Genomic DNA, 17,523 nt, shown 5'->3' on the forward strand with positions numbered 1-17,523 from the left:
ATCGCCAGATTACCGGTCCCGCCAGCACGTCTAGTGGAAGAAGTGACGCACCCCGGTGGTAAACATCGCGACTCCGGCCTTTTCACACACGTCGATAGTTTCCTGGTCGCGGATAGAACCGCCGGGCTGCACGATAGCTTTCACACCTGCGTTGATGAGAATCTGTGGCCCATCGGCAAACGGGAAGAACGCATCGGACGCCGCGACTGCGCCCCGAGCTCGCTCGGGCGGAGCAGCCACTGCCAAGTCCTCAGCCCGCGCTCCCCCGGCGGTATCGCTCTGGCTCGCGGCGGCGTCTCCAGTCTCGCGTCCACCCAGGGTGTTGGCGCGTTCCACCGCCAGTCTGCAAGAATCCACCCGGTTGACCTGCCCCATGCCGATACCGACCGTCGCGCCGTCACGTGCCAAGAGAATAGCGTTAGACTTCGTGGCGCGGATAGTCTGCCACGCAAACTCCAGGTCATGCAAGGTCGCTTCGTCAACATCAGGACCGCACACTTTGGTCCATCCGCTGGAGCAATCCCCTGACTCCGCCACATCATCCCGCTGCTGCGCCAGGTATCCCCCGCTGATTTGGCGCACTTCCAGTGCCCCTCGGGCTGGCGGGGTAACGCGTAACACGCGCAGATTTTTCTTGGATGCCAGGGCTTTCACCGCTCCTGGCTCATAGGCGGGAGCCAGCACCACTTCGGTGAAAATCGGGGCAATCTGTTTCGCCAGTTCCACCGTCACCGGACGGTTTACCGCAATCACCCCACCGAAAGCACTGACCGGATCGCAGGCGTGAGCTTTACGATGCGCGGTCGCGACGTCAGCGGCTACGGCAATCCCGCACGGATTGGCGTGTTTGATAATCGCCACGCAAGGCTCAGCGTGGTCATAAGCTGCCCGAATCGCCGCGTCTCCGTCCGTGTAGTTGTTAAACGACATTTCCTTACCATGCAACTGAATCGCGTTGGCGATGCCGGGAGCCGGCTTTGAGTGGGGGTCCGAACCTGCCCGGTCGCAAGCCTCAATATCATCCAGCTCGGGGTAATGCGTGCAAGCGGGACAGTTGCATTCTCCCTGTGCATTTTCTTCCATCTGGTCCGCAGTCTGTTCCAAATCAACATAGAGCGCCGCGGACTGATGGGGGTTTTCTCCATAGCGCAGGGAGGCAATCCGATCCCCGGAAAGTTCCACCCATTCCGGCATCGCAGAATCCTCATCCGATTCGTCTGCCGACGCCTGATCCCCGACGTTTTCCATCGCGAAACGAGTCATCTGGTCATCAAGCCAAGTGGCGATAGCAGCATCATATTCAGCGGTATGCGCGAAAGCTTGCGACGCCAAGAGCCTGCGTTCGTGCAGGTCAAAGCCACCTGCCTGGACTGCTTCGATAACGGCGTCATAAGTGTAGGGCGACACCACGACCGCCACGGAAGGGTGGTTCTTGGCGGCGGCACGCACCATGGAAGGCCCGCCGATGTCAATCTGTTCCACGCAGGCATCGAAGTCAGCGCCGCTGGCTACCGTATCCTCAAAGGGGTAAAGGTTGCACACCACCAGGTCAATCGGCTCGACCTGCAAATCTTGCAACTGCTTGACGTGGTCAGGTTTGCGCCGATCCGCGAGGATACCGGCGTGGATGTGCGGATGCAGAGTCTTAACCCGACCTTCCAAGCATTCGGGGAAACCCGTCACGTCCTCTACCGGAGTGACTGGCAAACCCGCGGCCGCAATCTTTTTTGCGGTGGAGCCAGTGGAAATGATTTGCACGCCAGCTTCGACCAGAGCCTGTGCCAGCTGTTCCAGTCCGGTTTTGTCCCACACGCTAATCAAAGCCCGTTTGACAGGAATCTGAGTATCCTTGTTCCGATTTGTCGTTTCCGCCACCTTGTCTTGCCTTCCTTAATTCAGGTTATTGCTTTTTTCTAAAAATCAACAGTAATTGGGCGTTTTCGGGTCTTGAGCGCAATCCCGTCGCCAGAAACCCGCGATTCAATCCTAGTCACTTTCAAAACCGGCACGAACTTCGTCAATCCACCAGCCGTGCTGCACCATCCGCCCCACGCTGGCGACCAGCTGGGCGCGTTCGGCAACTTTGATTCTCTGGGTCAAGGTTTCCAGGTCGTCATCATCATGGACAGGAACCGCCACCTGAGCCAGAATCGGACCGGTGTCCATGCCTGGATCAACGATAAACAGCGTCGCCCCCGCCAGCTTCACACCGGCTCGCAGGGCATCGCGCGGACCGTGGATGCCCACGAAAGAAGGCAGCAGTGAATTGTGGGTGTTGACCACGCGGGAAGGCCACTGGGCTAAGAATTTCGGACCTAAAATTTTTAGAAACCCGGCACTGACGATTAAGTCTGGCTCCCAGGATTGCACCGCTGCCGTGAAAGCGACATCCCAGGATTCCCGGTCAGGAAAGTCCCCCATGCAGACCGTAGCGGTGGGAATTCCTCGTGATTGTGCCCAACGCAATCCCTCAGCAGTGTCCCGGTCAGAGACAACCCCGACTATTTCCGCACCGTAAGCCGCGTTAGTGGTCGCCGCATAGAGCGCCTGCAGATTAGTGCCGACTCCGGAAATCAGCACCACCAAACGGGAGGGGCGATCATCGGGTAGCGTAAAGACTCGCTTTTTCATAAGTCGATTCTAGCAGTGGGCAGAGCCTGCGGATTCTTGCCCGAGACTCGCACCGCGAAGCGCCGAGTGGCTTCGCGTGTCCAGGGGTGGTTCAGCAGGGCGGTCACCACAAAAGGTACCCCCCAAGCCAGCACTCCCGCATAGAGAGTCGAACCGAGGGGACCCACGTTGACCAAGCGACCTGGACCTAGTGAACCGCTCACGAACCACACGATGAGCACCCCTCCCAGCAGCAATCCTGCCAGGAACAGGGCGAGAGACAACGCGGTGTCAGCCAGTCCGAGCTGGTGACGTCCACCCAGGTAGAGTCCCAAACCAATGGCTAACAGCACCGGAAAGATTAGGGGCCACCATCCTACCGGTCCGTCCGGTAGCCACGCCAGCACGGGTACCGGCGGCAGGTCACCCCCAATGACTTGACCGGGAGAAAACACCGTCCCTTGTCCCAAGGTAATCCCCGGGCCGGTAATCCACGCGGCTCCCCACACCAGCAAAGTCGGCAAGTATGCCAGGATAGCCAAGACCATCGCGACAGAACCCAAAGCGTCCGGTTTGAGACCAATCCAGATAGTGCGCATCTGCTCCCAGCCGGTAAATATACCCGCTGCCAGGAAAATCGTGGAGAGAACCATGCCCCCTCGAGCCAACACGCGCAGGCAGCGACCTGCCAGACTCAGCCAGGGCCACGGCTCGCCTTCAGGGAAAAACGCGGTCACATTCCACCAGGTCTGATGCCTGGCGACGACAAAGAACACAATTGCGGCAAAGCACAGCGAAAAAATGATCGCGTGCCACACCACCAGGGAAATCGCGGCAAAACACAAACACCCCCAGGTCGGGAGGAGGAACGCCAATAGCCCCCAAGCCAAAGCGGCGGCATTAGCCGGTTTCGCCGTCCGTAAACTCGCTGCCAGCAGCAGCCCCATCAGCAGAGTGAGCCCCCACGGGGTGAGGGAAAACCGCATGGTTTCGTTGGAAAACTCAGCACGGAACGCAACCGCAAAAATAGCGTTGCCCACTGCCAGGGCGTCGCTCCACTTCGTGCCTTTTTCCGAAGGAGTAGTGGCAGTAGGCATCCACACCGCAATCGCCAACAGCACCAGCACCGCCCAGCTAATCGCCCACGCTTGAAACCCCAACCACAGTGAGCGCCAAGTTCCGGCAGGGAACAGTTCGGCGCGGGTTGGTTTGTGGAAAACCGCACGGAATGCGGAGCGGAAGTCGGGATGGCGGAAAGATTCTGCCGTGTTCAGCCCCGCAGTGCCGGTTGCGGGCGCCGGCAAACCGGAACCTACCTCGCTGGACTCGACCGGCAGGGTTTGTCCTTCCGGAGCAGTATTGACGCGACGCTGACGCCTCCCCGGTCGACTCGGGGGACGTTGACCGGGACGGTTAGACCGTGCGTCCATAACTCTCCTCCCTGGCGCATTGAGCGCGCCTCGTCCCATTTAAGTATAAGAAACCCTCAGAACCGCGCCGACTTGCCACACCGGTACGACCCGCCGCAACGCCCTTGTGAACCGACCCAATATCCCCGTGACCAGGCAAAAGGGCGCGGTCAAAATCAGTTCCGACCGCGCCCCCTAAAAAAGCTAGGGCAGTCCTATTTGCTCTGCATGATTTCTCGGGCGATACGCGCGGTTTCGCTCGGTGTCTTGCCGACGCGCACCCCCACCGCCTCAAGCGCTTCTTTCTTGGCAGCCGCAGTCCCGGAAGAACCAGAGACGATAGCGCCGGCGTGCCCCATAGTTTTGCCTTCGGGAGCGGTGAAGCCCGCCACGTAACCCACCACAGGCTTGGTGACGTGCTCTTTGATGTAAGCGGCGGCGCGTTCCTCGGCGTCGCCACCAATTTCGCCAATCATTACGATCAGTTCAGTCTCGGGATCCTGCTCAAAAGCCTCGAGAGCGTCGATGTGGGTCGTGCCGATGATGGGGTCCCCGCCGATACCGATGCAGGTGGTGAAGCCCAAATCGCGCAGTTCATACATCATCTGGTAGGTCAGGGTGCCGGACTTGGACACCAAGCCGAGCTTGCCGCGCGGGGTAATGTCGCCGGGAGTGATGCCCACGTTGGACTTGCCGGGGCTGATGATGCCGGGGCAGTTCGGACCAATCATGCGCACCCCGTGAGACTTCGCGTAGGCAAAAGCGGCGTTCGTGTCCTGGACGGGAATGTGCTCGGTGATAACCACCACCAGCTCCATGCCGGCATCTACCGCCTCAATGATGGCGCCTTTTGCCCCGGCAGGGGGCACAAAAATGACCGAAGTGTTTGCGCCGGTCGCTGCCTTGGCGTCGGCGACCGTGCCATACACTGGAACGCTGACGGTACCGCCCTGGACCGAGTCAGCCAACGGACCGTAAGGAACCACGTCAAAATCGACGGTGGTTCCAGCCTTTTTCGGGTTCGTGCCGGCGACCACCTTGGTGCCGTAAGCGAGCATCCGAGTGGTGTGCTTGCGACCTTCTGAACCGGTCATGCCCTGGACAATTACTTTGGAGTTTTCATCAAGAAAAATCGACATGGTAGTGCTCCTCCTTTACTTCGCTGCCAGCTGCGCAGCCTTGTCAGCGGCTTCGTCCATCGTTTCCATCATGGTGACCAAGGGGTGATTGGCAGCTTTTAGAATCGCGCGCCCCTCCTCGACCTTGTTGCCGTCCAAGCGCACCACCAGGGGTTTCGTCGCCTGGTCGCCGAGAATCTGGAGCGCACCGATGATGCCGTTGGCAACCTCATCGCAGGCGGTGATACCACCAAACACGTTGACGAAACAGGATTTGACCTGCGGGTCGGTCAGGATTACGTCCAGACCTTTCGCCATGACCTCAGCCGAGGCACCCCCGCCGATGTCCAGGAAGTTCGCGGGTTTCGTCCCGTACTTTTCGCCGGCGTACGCCACCACATCCAGGGTAGACATGACCAGACCGGCACCGTTACCAATAATGCCGACCTGACCCTCCAGACGCACGTAGTTCAACCCGGCCTCTTGTGCTTTGAGCTCACGTTCATCAGCCGCCCGCTGGTCGACCAGTTCGGCGTGTTCGGGGTGACGGTACCGGGCGTTATCGTCCAAAGTGACTTTGCCGTCCAGAGCGATAATGTCCCCCTGGGGCGTCGCCACCAGCGGGTTCACTTCCACCAGGGTGGCGTCCTCACCGGTATAAACATCCCAAAGTTTCAGGAAAACCGGCACGACTTTGGCAGCAGTTTCCGAATCAAACCCGGCTTCGTCGGCAATCTGACGCGCCACGGTCGTGTCCATGCCGGAAGCAGGAATCGGGACTTTTGCCAGTGCTTCGGGCTTTTCCTTGGCAAGCTGCTCGATTTCCATGCCGCCCTCGACCGAGCACATCGCCAGGTTCTGGCGGTTCGCGCGGTCCAGCAGAATCGAGAAATAGAACTCTCGATCGATGTCGGTGCCAGCCGCCACCATCACGCGGTAAACCGTGTGACCTTTAATGTTCATACCCAAAATCGCCTGGGCGTTGGCTGCGGCTTCCTCTTCGCTGCGAGCCAGCTTTACACCACCCGCCTTACCGCGACCGCCCGTCTTAACCTGGGCTTTTACCACTGCCAGCGGAACCTCCAAGGCGGTGAAAGCAGCCTTGGCCTCCTCCACCGTGCTTGCGACTTTACCCGGTAAAACCGGGGCTCCGTGTTTATTAAACAGGTCACGCGCCTGGTACTCGTAGAGGTCCACGCTGTTCCTTTCGGTCTAGAAATTATGTCTCGATATCAAGATATTTCTAGTGTATCGAAAAATATCAGATTTTCCACCCCGATAATTACCGCCCCGTCCTGCAATTTCCGTCTATGCTGGAGGTATATCTCTGTAGGGCGTTAGCGGAGCAAAGGAGCGTCGCCATGCAAAACCACGATAACCCGGACAAGCTCTCGACGGCTAAACCGGAACCACCCCTCAAAGTCCCCAATAAAATCTATGAAACTGAGCTGTATCGCCTACAAACCGAGCTGGCAAAACTGCAGCGGTGGGTGAAACAAACCGGAGCTCGCATCGTGGTCATCTTCGAAGGTCGTGACGCTGCCGGAAAAGGCGGCACCATCAAACGCCTGACCGAGTACCTTTCCCCACGTGTCGCCCGAGTCGTGGCGTTGCCCACCCCTACGGAACGCGAAAAAACCCAGTGGTATTTCCAGCGCTACATCTCTCACCTGCCCGCCGCCGGAGAAATCGTAATTTTTGACCGCTCGTGGTACAACCGTGCCGGGGTCGAAAAGGTCATGGGCTTCGCCACCCCTATTCAGGTGCAAAAGTTTATGCAGCAGTGCCCGACCTTTGAGCGGATGCTGGTCGAAGACGGCATCATGCTGCGCAAATACTGGTTCTCGGTATCCGACAAAGTGCAGTACGAACGGTTTTCCCGGCGTTTACATGATCCCTTGCGCCAGTGGAAACTCTCGCCCATGGATTTGGAGTCCATCACTCGGTGGGAGGACTATTCACGAGCGAAAGACGAAATGCTGGTGCATACCGACACCACGGAATGCCCGTGGTATCAGGTGTCTTCAGACTCTAAGAAAGCCGCCCGGCTGAATATGATTGCCCACTTCCTGTCCACTATTCCCTATACGGACCTGCCCAGCGATACTGCCCCCATTACCTTGCCTGCACGTCCGCCCTCGAGCGGATACGTGCGCACCTCGTTTGAGACGGTGCGTTCGGTGCCCAATCATGCCGCCGAGGTGGTGGCACGCGCCAAATCCGGCAAGATCCCATTCGTGACCTTGGACGCCTTGCCGGAAGGGACAGAACTGCCGACCGCGGGCAATCCTGCGCCGGGAGTCAATAACAAACCCAAAAAGAAGAAAAAGAAAAAGTAGCTGAACTTTACGGCAGACCGGCATCCCGCCGGTCTGCACCGTTTAATCCACCGGAGTGAGCGGGGCAAAGTTCAACAGCAGCCGCTTGGCAGCACCCGTGCGGAACTTCACGGTGGCAATAGTGCCTTTGCCTTGCCCCTCCAAGCCAGTAACCTTGCCTTCCCCGTAAATATCGTGATGGACCCGCTGACCGACGTGAAGTTCAGGAATCTTGCCCGCCAGTTTCGCTTTCGCCTTTTTCGCCGGTGCGGCTGCCGAGTCCTTGCCGCCCGCCAAGTCGCGTGCCGTGGTGAGTCCTATCCGCGAGTTGGCGAACTTGCCCCCGAACGCGGAGCTAGACCCTCGTGACCCAGATTGTCCCTGACCAAAGCGAGACGTCCCGTAGCTACCTGTGGCTCCCCCGCGTCCGCCACGCCCGCCGTAACCATAAGCGGAGCTGGTCGGTTCACCGTAGCCACGGGACGCCAACCCGCCGAAATAGTCCACAGTGGTGGCTTCGCGCCGGTTATCCACCAGTTCGGCAGGGATGTCATCCAAGAAACGCGAAGCCGGCATAGTTACCGTCTCACCAAACACCGTACGGGCGGCGCAACGCGTCAGATACAGCCGCTGGCGCGCCCTCGTGACTGCCACATAAGCCAACCGACGTTCCTCCGCGATGTCCTGAGGATTCTCCAAAGAACGCGAATGTGGGAACAGACCGTCCTCCATCCCGGTCACGAACACGGTGTTGAATTCCAGTCCTTTCGCGGTATGCACAGTCATCAAAGTCACCTCCGGAGGTGCAGCGGGGTGTGCCGGGTCAGCAGGGCGTTCGGGTTGGGCGGCGGTGTCAGGAAGCTGATCGGCGTCAGCGACCAAGGAAATCCGCTCCAAGAAATCCGCCAGGCGGGCATCCGGCTCGGAAAGGGAAAAATCCTGCGCCACGTTACGCAGCTCCGCCAGGTTCTCCACCCGCGCATCGTCCTGAGGGTCATTGGATTTCCGCAGTTTCGGCAGGTAGCCGCTGTCCTCCAGGGCTGTGTCCAAGATTTCGTCCAGGGGGGCGCTCGCCGCGTCCAAAGCCCGCATTGCATCCAAAACGCCCACGAACTCGGCAATCCCCGCGCTGGCTTTCGCGCTCAAGTCGCCGTGATGGGTTCCCCCCGGCAGGAATTGGCGCAGAGCCTGACCGAAATCGAGATTTTCACGCAGCGAAACCTCCCGGATGGTCTGCACCGCTTTGTCTCCCAAGCCGCGTTTCGGTTCGTTCAGCACCCGCAGCAGGTTTCCGTCATCGGCAGGGTTCGCCGCGGCGCACAGGTAAGCGATAGCGTCTTTAATTTCGCGCCGATCATAGAACTTGGTGCCGCCCACGACCCGGTACGGGATGCCTTCCCGCGTCAGCATTTCTTCCAGGGAACGCGACTGGGCATTGGTTCGGTAAAACACCGCGAATTCGTCCCAAGATGAGCCTTCCTGACGCAGCTTTTGCAGCTCGCGGACGATGAAAGCGGCCTCGTCCCGGTCGGTGTCAGCCGCATACAGCACCGCCTGCACGCCCTGACCGGCGTCAGTCCACAGATTCTTTTTCCGCCGCCCCTCGTTTTCCGAAATAATCGCGTTGGCGACCGACAGAATCGTGCCGGTAGAACGGTAATTTTGTTCCAAATAAACCGTGGTGGCGCCGGGGAAATCCGACTCAAATTCTTCAATGTTGCGGATAGTCGCGCCGCGGAAGGCATAAATTGACTGATCCGAGTCCCCCACTACCGTCAGCTCGGCAGGAGACTGGGCATCGCCCGCCGCGCCCACCGTGAGCAAGCGTATCAGCTCATATTGCGCCGGGTTCGTGTCCTGGTATTCATCTACCAAAACATGACGGAATTTGGCTCGATAGCGTGCCAAAATATCGGGATGTGCTTTCCACAGATAGACCGTGGACGCGATGAGGTCGTCAAAGTCGAACGCGTTGGCGCGACGCAGCAGCTGCTGGTACTCGGTATAGATTTCCGCCGTGAGCTGGCTCATTTTGTCGACCCCCGCACCGAGAGCAAAGACTTCGGGGGTGATGAGCTCATTTTTGGCTTGGGAAATTTTGGCAGCAAAAGACTTTGGGGGGAAACGTTTCGGGTCCAAACCTCGCCCTTTAATGATGCGGTTCAGCAGGGCTTTCGTGTCGGCAGTGTCATAGATAGAAAAGGACCGGGTCACCCCCAGGGTGTCAGCCTCGGCACGTAGAATCCGCACGCAAGCGCTGTGGAAAGTCGACACCCACATGTATTTCGCGGCGTTGCCGACCAGGGATTCGACACGCTGACGCATCTCGGCGGCAGCCTTGTTGGTGAAAGTAATCGCCAGGACTTCCCAAGGGCGAATTCGTTCGGTCGCCAGCAGCCACGCAATCCGCCGGGTCAGCACGCGGGTCTTGCCCGAGCCGGCTCCTGCCATGACCAGAAGCGGACCGGACTCGTGGGTCACCGCGGCGTGCTGTTCCGGGTTCAGCCCGTCCACGATTGCGGCAACTTTGCGCGTCCGCCAGTCCTCGCGCTGTGCCGCGTCCGCCTCGGACCAGCCTGCAAAATCAGAGGTAGCGTCGGGAGTTTCAAAATGCGCGACCGCTCCGCGCGGCAAGACTGCCGACACGGGAATTTCGCCGCCAGAACCTTCTGCGAGGGAAGAAAACAAATCATTCATGCTTGGTGAGCCCACTGTTCCGCTAGTGCATCAATGTTACCGAGTTGAGAGAAAGGCAAGATTTCGCAGATCACGCCGTCAGTGCTCTCGAAGGCGATGGCAAACTTGGCTTGGTCTGCCATTGAAACAATGTCGAGAGCACCGTAGGTTCGCACATCGAACGTCTCTGCTTCTCTAAATGACTTGGCACCATCGGTAGACAGCATCAACACCGTACAGTCTCCCTGGTCCGTGGTGCGTTCACCGATGTAGCTGAACACGTCCGCATGCGGAGTGCCCGGACAAGCTCCGTGAAACACTTCTTCCAACGGACTCATGATGTTAATCAGACGAGAATCTGTCGCGGCAGTGGGCTGTCCAAACGTGCGACCGGCATCGGCTGATTTCGCCCACGTTTTTACCGTCGAGTCTTGGGTCTTCATCAGCAGCATGACTTCAGTTCCGTCACTGTTGGACACCGCCGTGCAATAATCCACGTTTGCTCCCACCGGAGACGACGCCCACCAGCTGGCACCGTGGTCATCCGAGCCGATAAACACAGCTTTGCGATCCCCCGATTCGTCCACAACTACTCCCGCGTGGCACAGGCGTTGCGCCCATTGCCCGCTCGTCAGCTGCGTGCCCCGCCCGCGCGGGATATACGCCTTCGAAAAGTCCCGACCGGCAATAATCATGGAAGTAATATCTTGGTGTTCCCAGCTCAAGCCATCATCATCGGTCCACGCCACAAAGAGTGCCGTTTGCACCTGTCGCAAGTCCCAATCCGGCACCAGGGAACGGGTATAGAAACAAAACATGCGCCCGGTTACGCAGTCATGTAGGAACGAGGGGACATGAAATCCGAGAAATTCCTGCGGGCTGCCTGCTGCCAAAGTGCGAGGTTCTTCCCAGGTCAGACCGTTATCAAAAGACCGTGACAGCCGCAGACTGGTCGGGCACAGCCTACGGTAATGAGGTTCCTCTAAGCTGGCAGATTTCGCTTTCGCTTGCTCCATCCGGGCAGAGGCGGCGCACTCGGAGGGCAATGCCTCCCAAATCATCAGCAGCACCCGGCTGGAAGTGCGCGCAATAGCGGGATAGCGCGCCTGCATGAAGCCTGCTGAAGCGTGCGGGGCTACCACGGTGCGCTGCATGATTGTTCCTTTTCTGACCCGAAAATAATTGCGCCTTTACGTTATCATCTCGCAGCCGTTTGCTTCACCTTCGGTGAGCTTTCCACAGGCGCTCCGCAGGCTCCCCGCGGGTCAGCTAATCCGACGATCCTGGGCCCATTTGGACAGTTCATAGCGGTTGGACAGCTGCAGTTTGCGCAGCACGGATGAAACGTGCGTTTCCACAGTTTTCACAGAAATATACAGCTCAGAGGCGATTTCTTTGTAAGCAAAACCGCGGGCAATGAGGCGCATGACTTCGAACTCGCGCTCAGTGAGCGAATCAAGTTCGGAATCATTACCCACCATATCGGTGCGCGCCGCCCCGAACGCGTCCAGCACGAAACCTGCCAGCCGCGGCGAGAAAGCCGCGTCTCCCCCCGCTACCCGGACGATGGCATCGACCAGGTCAGGTGTCGCAATAGTCTTGGTCACGTAGCCACGAGCCCCTGCCCGAATGACCGCCACCACGTCTTCTGCGGCGTCAGACACCGACAGCGCCAAGAACCGGGTCGGCACTCCCAGACACGCCGCCGCGACTTCGGCGCCCCCGCCACCGTGACCACCTGGCAGATGCACGTCCAGCAGCGCCACCGTGGGAACGTTCTGACGCACTGCGGCAACAGCATCCTCCACGCTGTCCGCCTCTCCCACGACCTGGACTTCGTCAGGATATTTGCTCAGTTCCGCAATCACTCCCGCCCGAAACAGTCCGTGATCATCAATGACCAGCACCGAAATGGGACATTTTGGATGTTCCCCACCATTCTGGGGGCTCCCGTCTCTGTCACTCATCTTTGTTTCCTCCCTAGTCTTGCCCAGTTTAGCGGGGCACTTTCATCGCGACTTCACAGCCACTGTGTCCCGACCGGATGGTCGCACTGCCACCGTGACGCTCCAGCCTCTCAATGATGGAATGTTTCACGCCCTGATGTCCTTGCGGAATAGCGGCGAGGTCGAACCCAGTGCCGTGGTCGCGCACGAAACATTCCACCGCGTCCGACCCCACTTCCAGATAGACCGAAAACGGTGGCGCACCGTGGCGTGCCGCGTTCGTCAGGGCTTCTCGGGTCGCCGCCACCAGCGGCTCGGACCACGCTCCCGGAACGGCATCTCCCACCGTGACGGTGTCTAAAACCACTCCGTAACGGTCCTCGATTTCGCCTGCCAACTCCTTGATAATCTGGGACAGCGACGAGTCCACATGTCCGCGGTCTTCATAGAGCCAAGCACGCAGCTGACGTTCCTCGGCGCGAGCCAATTTCGCCACCTCTGCAGCGTCATCAGCCCGAGTACGAATCAACGCGAGGGTTTGCAACACCGAATCGTGCAGGTGGGCAGCCATATCGGCACGGACAGTTTGGCGAGTTTGCTCCGCCAGAGATGCCTTGTAAGACATCCAGAAACGCGCCCACAGCGGCAAAACTGCCAAGCTCAGCGCGGCGATAACGACCAGGGTAATGAGTCCCCCGCGCAGCGCGTCCCGCAGACTGATAGTTCCAGAGAATCCAAACATAACCGCAAAAATCACCAGGAGGGCACCGGGAATGGCAAACCCCAGGAATCTTCCCATCCGCAGCTCGGACGGAGATGAACCCGCCGAAGCCCCCGCCCAAATCAGGGCGATACCGGTGATGAGAATGATGATGACGATGAGGGGACGTAAATCGCTCATGATTTTCGGTCCGGAATAAGCGCCGACCCCAGCTATGGCGATTAATCCCAGCGCCAGCAAAATTGTTGGAACGGTCACATTTCGCCAGCGTTCATTGCCACCAAAGTGCCCCTCGAGTGGCGCGTTAGAGGTTGCCAGCCGCGAATCTGTGCGAAACGGTAGTCCCGCCGCACCCCAAGGATTGCCGCGTGGCACAAAAATCCACAACCAGGCGTACAGCAAAATGCTGACTCCGGTGGGAGCTAAAACTACCAGAATGAGTCGCACCAGCCACAGCGGCATTCCCAGATGCAGAGCCAATCCCGCGGCTACTCCAGCCAACACCCCGTCCTTACCGGGCGGGACTGTCCCGGACACCGGACGTAGCAGGGGAAGTCGCATACGGGGGGCGGCTGCAGATGTTGACATAAGTCCAGTTTGCCACGGCTTCGCGGGATTTTACCCGGCTTCAGGGATTAATCAGGGATAAATCAGGGACAACCCCCATAGCCACAGCGCGACACTGCGACCATGATGGAATCATGAACGAAAATATGGATTCAGAGCATCTCTCAAACTCAGTTCCCCCCGTCGGGGGCGAACCTCGCGATGGTGGCGAACCTGCCGGCACAAACCCTGCTGCCGGCGCGACCCCGCCTGGTGCCACGACGCCAAATGGGACTGGTAACACCGGATTTAGCGCACCTTATCAGGGTGCGCCTAACCCAGACGGTACCAGCTACCGTCCTGCGGGCCACCCCGGTTCCGGCAATTTTTCCAACAACGGCGCAAACTATGGCACCACGGGCGCGGGAGGCTACCCCGGAGGTCCAGATTCCGCCGGATCGGCATGGATGCGGTCCCCCAACCGGGTCATCGGCGGAGTTTGTGCAGGAATTGCCTCACGCCTGAACATCGACCCCGTAATTGTGCGCGGTTTGGCAGTGGTCGGTTTGCTGTTCTTTGGGTTTATTCCCCTGCTCTATGGGACGCTTTGGCTGTGGATGCCCAGCCAAACCACCGGACGCAGCTTGTGGACCGATTGGCGCGCCGGCTTACTCAATCAGGGCGGTGCCGTCACCGGTGCGATTTTGTTGATGTGTTTCGGGGCGATGCGGATGCTGCCCCAGGGCATTTTTCTGTTCAACATATTTGATATCTGGGACAGCGGGGACGGTTTTGACGATTTACTCGCTTTCTTTTTCATAGTTCTGGTTTTGTGCCTGATGCTGGCGCCTCTAGTAGTGATAGTGCTGGTCATCGTTCACGTTGTAAACCAGAGCAAGACCGGCACCTCGCCAGTCACGAACACTTACGTTCCCGGACCGACCGGCTTCGTTCCCACCCCACAGGCACCCACACCTACCATGCCCAACCCCACAGACGGGCTTATGAACACCCCCGTCTCTCCCGCCACGACCGCCGCTGGCTTTACGCAACCAACCACCGGATTTGCGACCCCCAGTGCCGACTTCACCGTCCCCCCGGCTGCTGCCACGCCACCCTTCAACAGCGCCACAACTATGTCTGCGCCACCGTATCCGCGACCGGGCGCTCCCCTCAAGCCGTTGATTCCCGGACCGAGCCGCGCCCTCAGTCTCACGGTTTGCGGACTGGCGCTGCTGTCGATTTTCACCGGCGTCTTGTTGCCTCTGATTGGAGTACTCGATGCGCTCAGTTCCGCGCTTTTGGCAGTCGGGCTGCTGACAATGGTGTTGGGGGGTGGCATGTTGATAGCCGCCCTGCAAAAGCGCCGGACGGGCTGGCTAGCCGTCGTCACCCCGTTGGTGATTTTGTTCGTGACGCTGCCTCTGGCAACAGTGGGAATGTCCGTGATGCCCCAGCTGCGCGTGCTGCGTTCCAGCATGGACTGGGGCGATTTTCCCGAAACGTTTAGCTACCAAAGCAATGAGTTACACCCCGGCGATGAACTCAGCGCCATGCGGGGCGGCGCGGACATCGACCTGCGTGCCACCACTCCAGGGAAACCCATCAAAGTCAATCTGGCGAACGGGGATGTTTCGATTTATACGCTCCCGGAGCAAAACGTTGACTTGAAAATCAACCTGGCACAGGGCAAGGTGCGGACGTCTACCCTCAAAAACAGCAAATGGAACATGAGTGAAGCCTTCCTCAAGTCCTCGTCCAAAGACAAGCACCGCCCGCAATACTTCACGATGGACGGCAATCAGCGAGTGGAATTCATAGATCGAACCAAGGAATATGAGGCTGCCAGTATCAGTCTGGGCAGTTCGGATGTGACGAAACTGAAAATTCGTCACCACGTCCCGCTGTCGGACGGCTCGCGAAACATTAAGACGAAATCCCAAACTATCGAAATCAATCTGGCACAAGGAAGTGTGTCACTCTATGAACGTCCCGCCATGGACTTATGGAACGGTGCGGTACTGCCTGACGGGCATTTCCTGGTCAACTACGTGTTGAACGGTCGGACTTTGATGACTGACGAATTGGAGGAATATAACAGCACTGAAACTGGCGCCGAGGGCGAGAGCGGGGTCGCGCTGCAAGAGTTTCGCCGCCGTGCCGTATCCGGGGACGGAGTTATAGACGTCAAAACTGCAGGCGGAGATGAAAGCGTAGCTCTGGCACTGAACGGAAAAGATGTATCTGAATTAGACCTAAACAACACGCTAACCCTCGCTGACGTGCAGGCAGGCAAGACCGGTCCGTGGAAGGATGTCAACCAAGACGGGTTCAATGACCTGTTCCAGCCCGGCGGCAGCTTGTGGAAACCCGGCGATAACCTGTTCGACCCGGTAAACGGAACCCCGCGTTCCGCGGGAATGTCCAACGGAACACCGAGCATACCTGCGACACCGGTTCCCCCGGATTCATCCACAACGCCTTCCCCGTACCGCACTCCCGACATTGAGAACAACTAACAGGTGACAACTATGGAAAACACGACAGAAACTATCCCCCTCACTGCCAACCTAAAGGAAGAAAACACTGCGGAGACTCCCTCGAAGCCACCCTTGGAACCCCGCCGTGAACATCGCAGCCTGGCAGCCATCGCTTTCAGCGTGGTATTTATCCTGATTGGATTAATCGTTGTCGGGTCTGCCTTGGGCGTCATCGTGTCACTGTGGACGCTAATCCTGCTGATATTTGGAACGTCCGGAATCGCCTTGCTAATCGGCGCCCTGGCGGAATCACGCCGCTAAACCGCGCAGAGGCTAGCGTTGCGCGCGCAACTGGACGGTATCGAAAGAATCACGCCCCTGTGCCTCTAAGGCATCCAGCGGATAATAGTGCTTGAACTTAGACCAATGCCGCTGGGTGGACAGCCACACATAGAGACGCCGCCGCAGGTACCGCAGGGAAAACTGTCTCTCTGCCGGAGCCAGCAGCGGATTAAAGACTTTACCTGCCCGATGCAGCGACTGGACTTGGTGGCGCACCGGACCCGTCGTGTACTTCAAAATCAGGCGGATGGGCAACACGGTATAGAGAATCGTGTCAAAGTGACGCGCCGGCTCCGTAGGCTGGTGATAGATGATGTCATTGATCAAAGCCGGCAGCGGGTTGTTCCCGGCGGCGGTGTTGTAATAGAGATTCCTGCCGATACGGGGGTTCACCTCAAAGAAATAGGCCTGACCGGTGGCACTGTCGACCTTGACATCAAAGTTCGCGAACCCATGCCAGTCGATGCCAATCAGGAAATCGCTGACCTGACGATACAGGTCCGGGTAACTTTCTGTAATCATCGCCGCCGGGTTACCCAAAGCGGTCGGAACGTGGTCTTCCAGCAGTACATGCGCCGACCCGAGGAAGCTGACCCGTTTTTCTGAATCTACATAAGCGGTGATGGACAGGCTGTGCGTGTCGTTTCCAGACACCCGGGGCTGCGCCACGAACCGACGCGCCTCCGGGGTACCAGCAGTGTGTGTTTCCAAATCCTGCAGGATTTCTCTGGCTCGGGTCGGGTTCTCCGCAGTATAAACCTTAGATTTACCAGGCCAGCGCAGTCGCTCATAGCCGTAAGACTGGCAGGGCTTAATAATCAGTGGGTATTTGTCCCGCAGAGTTGCGGTGATGACATCCATCAGCGCGTCCGTGCCGGAATCAAGATGGAGCTCCACAGTCGTGGGCACCCGCAACCCGTACTTTTCGGCAGCCTGAGCAAAATGCGCCTTATCATTGGTGAGCTCGATGGCATCCACGCTGGGGAAAGCAAAGCGATAGTAAGGAGCTAGCCGGGAAGCGTTCTTTTGGATATTCACCACGTGGGTATCTTGGTTCGCCACCAGCACCAGCGGGGTGTCCGGGTAACGCGCCGCCAGTTCGGGACCCATCTCTATGAGTTTTTCAATGAATACACTGAGGTTCGGGTCAATGCTGCTTTCATCTATCGTTATCGCGTCAAGCAGACGGGAGTGGCGAATCGGCCCCAGCACCTGAGGGGTAATTATCAGAGATTTCACATGCCATTGCTCATAAAATGACCGCGCAAACGCATACGTTCCAATGTCGCCGGACAGGATAATTGGCAAAAACGGCGCATCGGACTTTTCAGCTGTGTTCATTGAGACTCTCCTCTAA

General features: G+C 58.4%; 13 protein-coding genes. 3 read left to right on the forward strand and 10 right to left on the reverse strand.

Annotation, left to right across the window (positions count from 1 at the left end):
- Positions 1–30 precede the first annotated feature (30 nt).
- From HMPREF0574_RS07455 to sucC, 5 genes are all read right to left on the reverse strand, one after another.
- Positions 31–1,875 carry a bifunctional phosphoribosylaminoimidazolecarboxamide formyltransferase/inosine monophosphate cyclohydrolase gene (locus tag HMPREF0574_RS07455; protein WP_004008118.1) on the reverse strand — a complete coding sequence of 615 codons (1,845 nt, stop codon included), beginning with the start codon at positions 1,873–1,875 and terminating at the stop codon, positions 31–33.
- 111 nt (positions 1,876–1,986) lie between these two features.
- The gene (purN, locus tag HMPREF0574_RS07460) at positions 1,987–2,631 is read right to left on the reverse strand and encodes a phosphoribosylglycinamide formyltransferase (protein ID WP_004008119.1); all 645 of its coding nucleotides are present in this window, start codon (positions 2,629–2,631) and stop codon (positions 1,987–1,989) included.
- A complete protein-coding gene (locus HMPREF0574_RS07465) occupies positions 2,628–4,040 on the reverse strand; it encodes a cell division protein PerM (RefSeq protein ID WP_236585909.1) in 1,413 nt (470 codons plus the stop codon). Before HMPREF0574_RS07465 ends, purN begins: the two co-directional genes overlap by 4 nt.
- 194 nt (positions 4,041–4,234) lie before the next feature.
- Positions 4,235–5,158, reverse strand: coding sequence for a succinate--CoA ligase subunit alpha (gene sucD, locus HMPREF0574_RS07470; RefSeq protein ID WP_004008121.1), 924 nt, complete (start codon positions 5,156–5,158; stop codon positions 4,235–4,237).
- Positions 5,159–5,173: 15 nt separating this feature from the next.
- Positions 5,174–6,334 (reverse strand): ADP-forming succinate--CoA ligase subunit beta, encoded by a 1,161-nt coding sequence (sucC, locus tag HMPREF0574_RS07475; RefSeq protein ID WP_004008122.1) that lies wholly within the window; start codon positions 6,332–6,334, stop codon positions 5,174–5,176.
- A 113-nt stretch (positions 6,335–6,447) separates the two neighbouring features.
- Here sucC and ppk2 point away from each other — a divergent pair, with 113 nt between their 5' ends.
- Entirely contained in the window at positions 6,448–7,476 is a 1,029-nt protein-coding gene (gene ppk2, locus HMPREF0574_RS07480; protein WP_004008123.1) for a polyphosphate kinase 2, read from the forward strand.
- Between the two features lie 42 nt (positions 7,477–7,518).
- Here the strand turns inward: ppk2 and HMPREF0574_RS07485 are convergent, their stop codons facing one another.
- From HMPREF0574_RS07485 to HMPREF0574_RS07500, 4 genes are all read right to left on the reverse strand, one after another.
- On the reverse strand, positions 7,519–10,152 hold the full coding sequence (locus HMPREF0574_RS07485; RefSeq protein WP_004008124.1) for an ATP-dependent helicase: 2,634 nt from the start codon (positions 10,150–10,152) through the stop codon (positions 7,519–7,521).
- A complete protein-coding gene (locus HMPREF0574_RS07490) occupies positions 10,149–11,285 on the reverse strand; it encodes a sialidase family protein (protein ID WP_004008125.1) in 1,137 nt (378 codons plus the stop codon). The genes HMPREF0574_RS07485 and HMPREF0574_RS07490 overlap by 4 nt, the downstream gene beginning before the upstream one ends.
- A gap of 111 nt (positions 11,286–11,396) precedes the next feature.
- Positions 11,397–12,098: a LuxR C-terminal-related transcriptional regulator gene (locus HMPREF0574_RS07495; protein ID WP_004008126.1), complete on the reverse strand. Its 702-nt coding sequence runs from the start codon at positions 12,096–12,098 to the stop codon at positions 11,397–11,399.
- Between the two features lie 28 nt (positions 12,099–12,126).
- The gene (locus HMPREF0574_RS07500; protein WP_236585910.1) at positions 12,127–13,386 is read right to left on the reverse strand and encodes an ATP-binding protein; all 1,260 of its coding nucleotides are present in this window, start codon (positions 13,384–13,386) and stop codon (positions 12,127–12,129) included.
- A 113-nt stretch (positions 13,387–13,499) separates the two neighbouring features.
- On the opposite strand from HMPREF0574_RS07500, the gene HMPREF0574_RS07505 reads away from it, so the two are divergent.
- Both HMPREF0574_RS07505 and HMPREF0574_RS07510 read left to right on the forward strand, forming a co-directional pair.
- Positions 13,500–15,863 carry a PspC domain-containing protein gene (locus HMPREF0574_RS07505; RefSeq protein WP_236585911.1) on the forward strand — a complete coding sequence of 788 codons (2,364 nt, stop codon included), beginning with the start codon at positions 13,500–13,502 and terminating at the stop codon, positions 15,861–15,863.
- A gap of 12 nt (positions 15,864–15,875) precedes the next feature.
- A complete protein-coding gene (locus HMPREF0574_RS07510; RefSeq protein WP_004008129.1) occupies positions 15,876–16,145 on the forward strand; it encodes a hypothetical protein in 270 nt (89 codons plus the stop codon).
- A 12-nt stretch (positions 16,146–16,157) separates the two neighbouring features.
- Here the strand turns inward: HMPREF0574_RS07510 and HMPREF0574_RS07515 are convergent, their stop codons facing one another.
- On the reverse strand, positions 16,158–17,507 hold the full coding sequence (locus HMPREF0574_RS07515) for a carboxylate--amine ligase (RefSeq protein ID WP_004008130.1): 1,350 nt from the start codon (positions 17,505–17,507) through the stop codon (positions 16,158–16,160).
- Positions 17,508–17,523 lie beyond the last annotated feature (16 nt).

This window comes from Mobiluncus curtisii subsp. curtisii ATCC 35241 (genome assembly GCF_000146285.1).
GTDB lineage: Bacteria > Actinomycetota > Actinomycetes > Actinomycetales > Actinomycetaceae > Mobiluncus > Mobiluncus curtisii.